Source organism: Methylobacterium sp. WL103 (assembly GCF_008039885.1).
Taxonomy (GTDB): Bacteria; Pseudomonadota; Alphaproteobacteria; order Rhizobiales; family Beijerinckiaceae; genus Methylobacterium; species Methylobacterium cerastii.
Genome location: NZ_VRUX01000275.1, coordinates 1 through 5,461, shown reverse-complemented (window position 1 = coordinate 5,461; position 5,461 = coordinate 1). Strand labels below are relative to the sequence as shown.

3 protein-coding genes and 1 pseudogene are annotated in these 5,461 nt (G+C 71.0%); 2 read left to right on the top strand and 2 right to left on the bottom strand.

Features of this window, described 5'->3' with window-relative positions:
* A pseudogene (locus tag FV222_RS16080) lies at nucleotides 1–529 on the bottom strand (formyl transferase); the annotation flags it as partial.
* Nucleotides 530–838: 309 nt separating this feature from the next.
* Here FV222_RS16080 and FV222_RS16075 point away from each other — a divergent pair.
* Together FV222_RS16075 and FV222_RS16070 are read left to right on the top strand one after the other, a co-directional pair.
* Nucleotides 839–2,941: an exopolysaccharide transport family protein gene (locus tag FV222_RS16075; RefSeq protein WP_147761538.1), complete on the top strand. Its 2,103-nt coding sequence runs from the start codon at nucleotides 839–841 to the stop codon at nucleotides 2,939–2,941.
* 10 nt (nucleotides 2,942–2,951) lie between these two features.
* Nucleotides 2,952–4,286, top strand: coding sequence for a VpsF family polysaccharide biosynthesis protein (locus FV222_RS16070; RefSeq protein ID WP_246685493.1), 1,335 nt, complete (start codon nucleotides 2,952–2,954; stop codon nucleotides 4,284–4,286).
* Here FV222_RS16070 and FV222_RS16065 read toward each other — a convergent pair.
* Entirely contained in the window at nucleotides 4,240–5,409 is a 1,170-nt protein-coding gene (locus tag FV222_RS16065) for a cellulase family glycosylhydrolase (RefSeq protein ID WP_147815069.1), read from the bottom strand. The genes FV222_RS16070 and FV222_RS16065 overlap by 47 nt on opposite strands.
* Between the last annotated feature and the right edge of the window lie 52 nt (nucleotides 5,410–5,461).

The window sequence follows — 5,461 nt, the reverse complement described above, 5'->3', positions numbered from 1 at the left end:
GGATGGGGCTCGGCTCGCGGCGCCCGGCGACGGCGGCCGACAGCAGCGACACCGTGCGGAACAGCGCGTCGTCGAAGGAAGTCAACATCACGCCGCGACGCTCGGTGCCGGTGCGGCCCGACGCGACGACCCGGCTTCCGTCCGAAAGTGCGATCCCCGGTGCCCGCCCGTCCAGCAGGCTGGCGAGGAGGCCCGCCTCGCCGGCGCAACCGTCGAAGGTCAGCCGCCAGATCGCATCGGCCGCCTCGGATTCGACGTCGCCGCAGAGGTCGAGGATCAGGTCCGGGCGGGCGCGCCCCGCCTGCGGCCAAGCCGACAGGTCGGCGGGCGCCGAGGCGCCCGAGCGCGGCAGGCGGTGGATCAGCGATTCCAGGGAGAACAGCAGGTCGGCGTTGGCAGGCCATACGTCCGACCCGGGGCGGGCATCGATCTCGATCGCCTCGACGCCGGGCAGGCCGGCGACCCGGCGGAGCAGCTGCGCCTGCCAAAGCCGCGGCCTCCGACCATCGAGACGCAACCTCAGACGCATGCCGCCGACCGATCTTTCTGGGACATGCCCTCGAACGCAGCGTGGGCGCTGGACGGGATCGGCGTCCAGCGCCAATCCCGGATGCCCGACGCGACCCGCCATCGCGATCTATCACTAACTTTGTAACCGAGACGATAACCGGAAAAACAGAGCGGGCGGCTGATCTAGATTAACCCTCGCCGCAAGAATCGATCCCAGAAGCTGCGCCCCTACGCAGTCTTGAGGGATTTTCATTCACTTGCGCGCAACTTGCACTGTCAGGTCGCACGTCCATAAAAACGACCCCATTCGAGACGACGGTGTCCGACGGTGGAACAGCTGAACAGAAACCTCGCCGTCTCGGCCTGGATGGAGCCGATGGTGCCCGAGCGCGCCGCGCCGTCCAAGCCGGAGACGACGGCCGAACTCGGCGACCTGTGGCGCATCCTCGCCCGACGCTGGAAGATGATCCTCGGCACGGCCGCCGTCCTGGGCCTGGCGGCGCTGGCCTACGCCGTCGTGACGCCCTCTCTCTATACCGCGACCGCGCAGCTCCTGATCGACCCGAGGGACCGCATGGTGGTGACCAACGACATCAACCCCGGCGCGCTCGCGCCCGACGGCGGCGTGACGCAGGTCGAGAGCCAAGTCCGCGTGATCGAATCCGACACCGTTCTGTCGCGCGCCATCGCCGAGACCGGGCTCGACAAGGATCCCGAGTTCGGCGCGGCCAAGGGCGGAGCCGTCGCGGGCGCCGTCCGCTCCCTGCGCGAGCTCGTCACCGGGCCGCAGCCCGAACGCCTGGTCGACGCCCGCGGCCAGTCCCTCGACCGGCTCCGGCGCAAGCTCGCTGTGAAGCGCGCCGACAAGGTCTTCGTCGTCGACGTCATCGTCACGACCACCGACCCGGACAAGTCGGCCCGGATCGTCAACGCCATCGCCAAATCCTACCTCTCCGACCAGAGCGAGGCGCGGGCCGAGGGTGCCAAGCGCGCGGCGGGCGAGCTGCGCGGCCGCCTCGACGACCTGCGCGCTGCGGTCAACCAGGCCGACATGCGGCTCGAGGACTACAAGGCGAAGAACGGGCTGATCGCATCGAGCGGGCGCCTCGTCGGCGAGCAGCAGCTCACCGACAGCAACGCCCGCGTCGTCGCGGCCCGCACCCGCACGGCCGAGGCCCGCGCCCGTCTGCAGGGCGTCAAGGATGCCCGCGGCCGGCCCTTCGCCGCCGGCGCGACGCCGGAGGCGATCCAATCCTCGGTGATCGACCGCCTGCGCGGCCAGTACGCCGAGCTCGCGAGCAAGGAGGCGGACCTGCGCACCAACCTCGGCGAGCGGCACCCCTTCATCGCCGCGACCCGGGCGCAGATGCAGGACGTGAAGCAGCTGATCGACAGCGAACTCGGGCGCATCGCGCAAGCCGCGGAAGCCGAATACCAGCGGGCGCAGGCCAACGAGCGCACGCTCACCGCGGACCTCGAGAAGCTCCAGAAGCAATCCGCCGTCAGCGCGCAGTCGAGCATCCGCCTGCGCGAGTTCGAGCGCGACGTGGAAGCGAGTCGCTCGGTCTACAACAACTTCCTGGTGCGCTCGCGCGAGCTGAAGGAGCAGACCGGCATCGACACCACCAACGCCCGCGTCATCACCTGGGCGCGCCCGCCTGCCGATTCGTCATGGCCGCCGCGGCTGTTCCTGGTGCTCGCCGCCTCCCTCGCGGGCCTCGGCCTCGGCACCGGCTTCGCCCTGGTACGGGAATATGCCGAGCCGACGGTGCTGTCGCAGCGCCAGCTCGAACGCCTGTCGAACGCGCCGGTCGTCGCGACCCTGCCGCGCCTGCGCCGGGGGGGCGACGGCGCCAGCGCGTCGGTGGCGGGCTTCACCCTCGACCACCTGCACGAATCGGCCGAGGGCGGCCGCTCGATCAGCATCCTCGTCACCTCCGGCGAGGCGGAGGACGCCGACCGCAAGGCGGTGATCGACCTGCTCGCCTCCGTCGCCGTCGCCCGCGGCGAGCGCGTGTTGATCGTCGACGCCGACATGCGCATCGATGATTCGCAGGTCGGCGGCCTCCTCGACGTCTTGCGCGGCGAGCAGAGCCTGAACGCCGTCGCCCGCCTCGACCCGGCCACGGGCGCGCGCCGGATCGGCATGGGCGACGCGCAGAAGCCGGTGCGCGACGCGTTCCTGCGCACCAACGTCGAGCGTTTCCTCGCCGGGGTGAAGGGGCGCTACGAGCTGGTGATCCTCGATGGCGGCGTGCTCTCCGAGAACCTGCGGATCGGGCCGGTCGCGGCCGCGGCGGACCGCCTGCTGCTGATCGTGCGCAACGGCGCCACCCGCCAGCGCGACCTCCTGAACCTCGTCGGCACGTCGGAAGCCCTAGGGCGGCCGGTCTCGGGCTCGCTCCTGCTCGATGCCCGCGCGGCGAGCTGAGGCGGCACCCGTGACCCGGGCCTATCGCTCCGCAGCGACAGGCGGCTCCGTCCGCCGGACGCCGCAAGCGTTCCCGTTGCCGTCGCTCGTGGGGTTCGAATCCTGGGCCTTGGTGGCGCTGGCGCTCGTCACCTGGGGCCTGTCGGGTGGGATGCTCTGGGTGCTGGGCATCAACTACGACGGCATCACCGGCTCGGCGGCGCAGAAGGTCCACCCGGCGAGCTATCTCGCGGTCCTTCTGTTCGGCTGGACGATGCTGCGATCCGGCAACCCGGTGATCGCGGTGGCGGCAGCCGGCGAGCGGCGGCCGGCCAGCACGCTGCTCTGCCTCGTCGGATTCGGTCTGCTCGCCTTCATCGCTTCACGCAACGGCACTGGGCTCGCCGGCTCGATCGACACCTACGTGCTCACCGGCCTCGTCGTGATCCTGATGGCCGACCGGGACGCGATCACCATGCGACGCGTGGAGATCGCGGTGCACGCGGTGATGGTCACGAACGCCTTGCTCGGCCTCTTCGAGTTCGCAAGCGGCCAGCGCTTCTTTCCGTTCCGCATGGACGGGCAGGCCTTCGACACCGACACGCGCTCGGCCGCGCTGCAGGGGCATCCCCTGTCCAACGCGACGCTGACCGCCTGCTACATCCTGGCGCTGTTCAACGGCGGCGGCCGGTTGCGGCCGACGACGCGGGCCGGGTTCATCGTCCTGCAGCTCGTGGCCTTGATCACCTTCGGCGGACGCTCGGCCACGGTGGTGACGCTGGCCTTCGGCAGCGTCTTCGCGGTGGTCGCCCTGAACCGCGCCCTGCGCAACGGGCGGGTGCCGCTGCTCGGCGCGGCGATCGCCGCCTTCGGGCTGACCATGGTGCCGATCGTGGTCGGCGGCCTCGCCGTCGGCGGCTTCTTCGACGCGCTGCTGGAGCGCTTCGTCTCGGACGGCGGCAGCGCCAACGCCCGGGTCGAGATGCTGGCGATCTTCGACGCGATCCCGTTCCGCGACCTGCTCGTTGGGCCTGACCCGTCGGTGGTCGACACCCTGCGCCGGATGTACGGGCTCGAATGGGGCATCGAGAACCCGATCGTGCGCAGCCTGCTCTACAACGGCGTCGCGATGACGGTGCTGCTCATCGTCGCCATCGCGCTGTTCCTCTACGAGGTGGCGCGCCAGTGCCGGCACGGCGTGTTCCTGCCGATCCTCGCCTTCGTGGTGCTGATCAACACGTTCGAGAGCATCGGCGGCAAGACGACCATGCTCGCCAAGTTCGCGCTGATGCTGCTGGTGCTCTACCCGCGCCGACCGGTCATCGCCTCGGCGTCCCCGGCATCGCCAAGCCGAGCGCCGCGATGATCGCGGGATCGATCCGGTGGGCGTCGTCCATTAGGCCGAGCCCGTCGAACAGGTTCCAGAACGCCCAGGCGAAGCCCGCCGCCTCCGCCGCCTCGCGCACGTCGCGGATGTAGCGGGCGCGGTCGGGCGCACGCGAGGCGACGTAGCGCGCATCGCTCTTCAGGGCGCCGAACTCGCCCATCAGGATCCGCCCCGGCGGGATGCCGTAGAGGTCGGCCCAGGTGCGGATGTCGACGAGGTTGCGGTCGAGGTAGCCGCGGTCCGGGTCGGCGGCGAAATACTCCTTCAGCTTCGCCTCGGTCACGGCGTAGGCCGCCGCCTTGTCCGTCTCCGAGGTTTGGGCGTCGGCGCGCATGCGGGCTCGGACCGCCGCGAGAGTCTCCTCCAGTTTCCCGGCGCGGGCCGGCCAGGGCACGTCGTTCAGCGCCCGGTAGATCGGCTCGTCCTTCATCCACGGCGCGCCCTGGTGCGAGAACAGGTACGGCTCGTAGAAGTGGAAGGTGAAGAGCACGGGGTCCAACGCGGTAAAGGCCGCGGGATCGAGTGCGGTCAGGCCCGCGCCCATGCCGCCGCAGGCGCCGGTCGCAACCAGCGTCAGGGACGGCGCCGCCTTTCGCGCGGCGCCGAGGAGGGCCTTCTGCACCCGGTTCCAGGCCACCGCCCCGCAGGCCTGCGGAGGCTCGTTGACCGGTTCCAGTGCGATGCGGCCGGGCGCCCGGGCGCCGAAGCGCCGCGCCAGCTCGACGACCACGTCGCGGTAGGCGGAAAATAGCGGCGCTGTCGCCGAGCCGTAGAACCGGTCCGGGGTGTAGTGGTGCGTCGCGGCGTTGGCCTGGACGTTCAGCACCAGGGAGAGCCGGCTCGCGAGGATCAGGTCGACCGCCTCGGACAGGATGCCGAACAGCCGCTCGCGTTGCGCCCCGGCAAGGGCGGCGAACGGGCCGGGATCGATCGGCAGGCGCACGAAGTCGAACCCCGCTTCGGCCAGCCGGCGCAGGTCGTCGGCATTCGGCACCGGCCGGTCGGGCTGGAACGGCGGCCAGGCGTAGTCGGTGCGCGGCGCCAGGAACTCCTGTGTCAGCGAGAACCAGGGCCACAGGCTGATGCCGCGGCGCAGGACCAGCGGCTCGGGCGGCCGACTTTTCGTGGGGCGACATCCTCGCCGCCTACGAGCG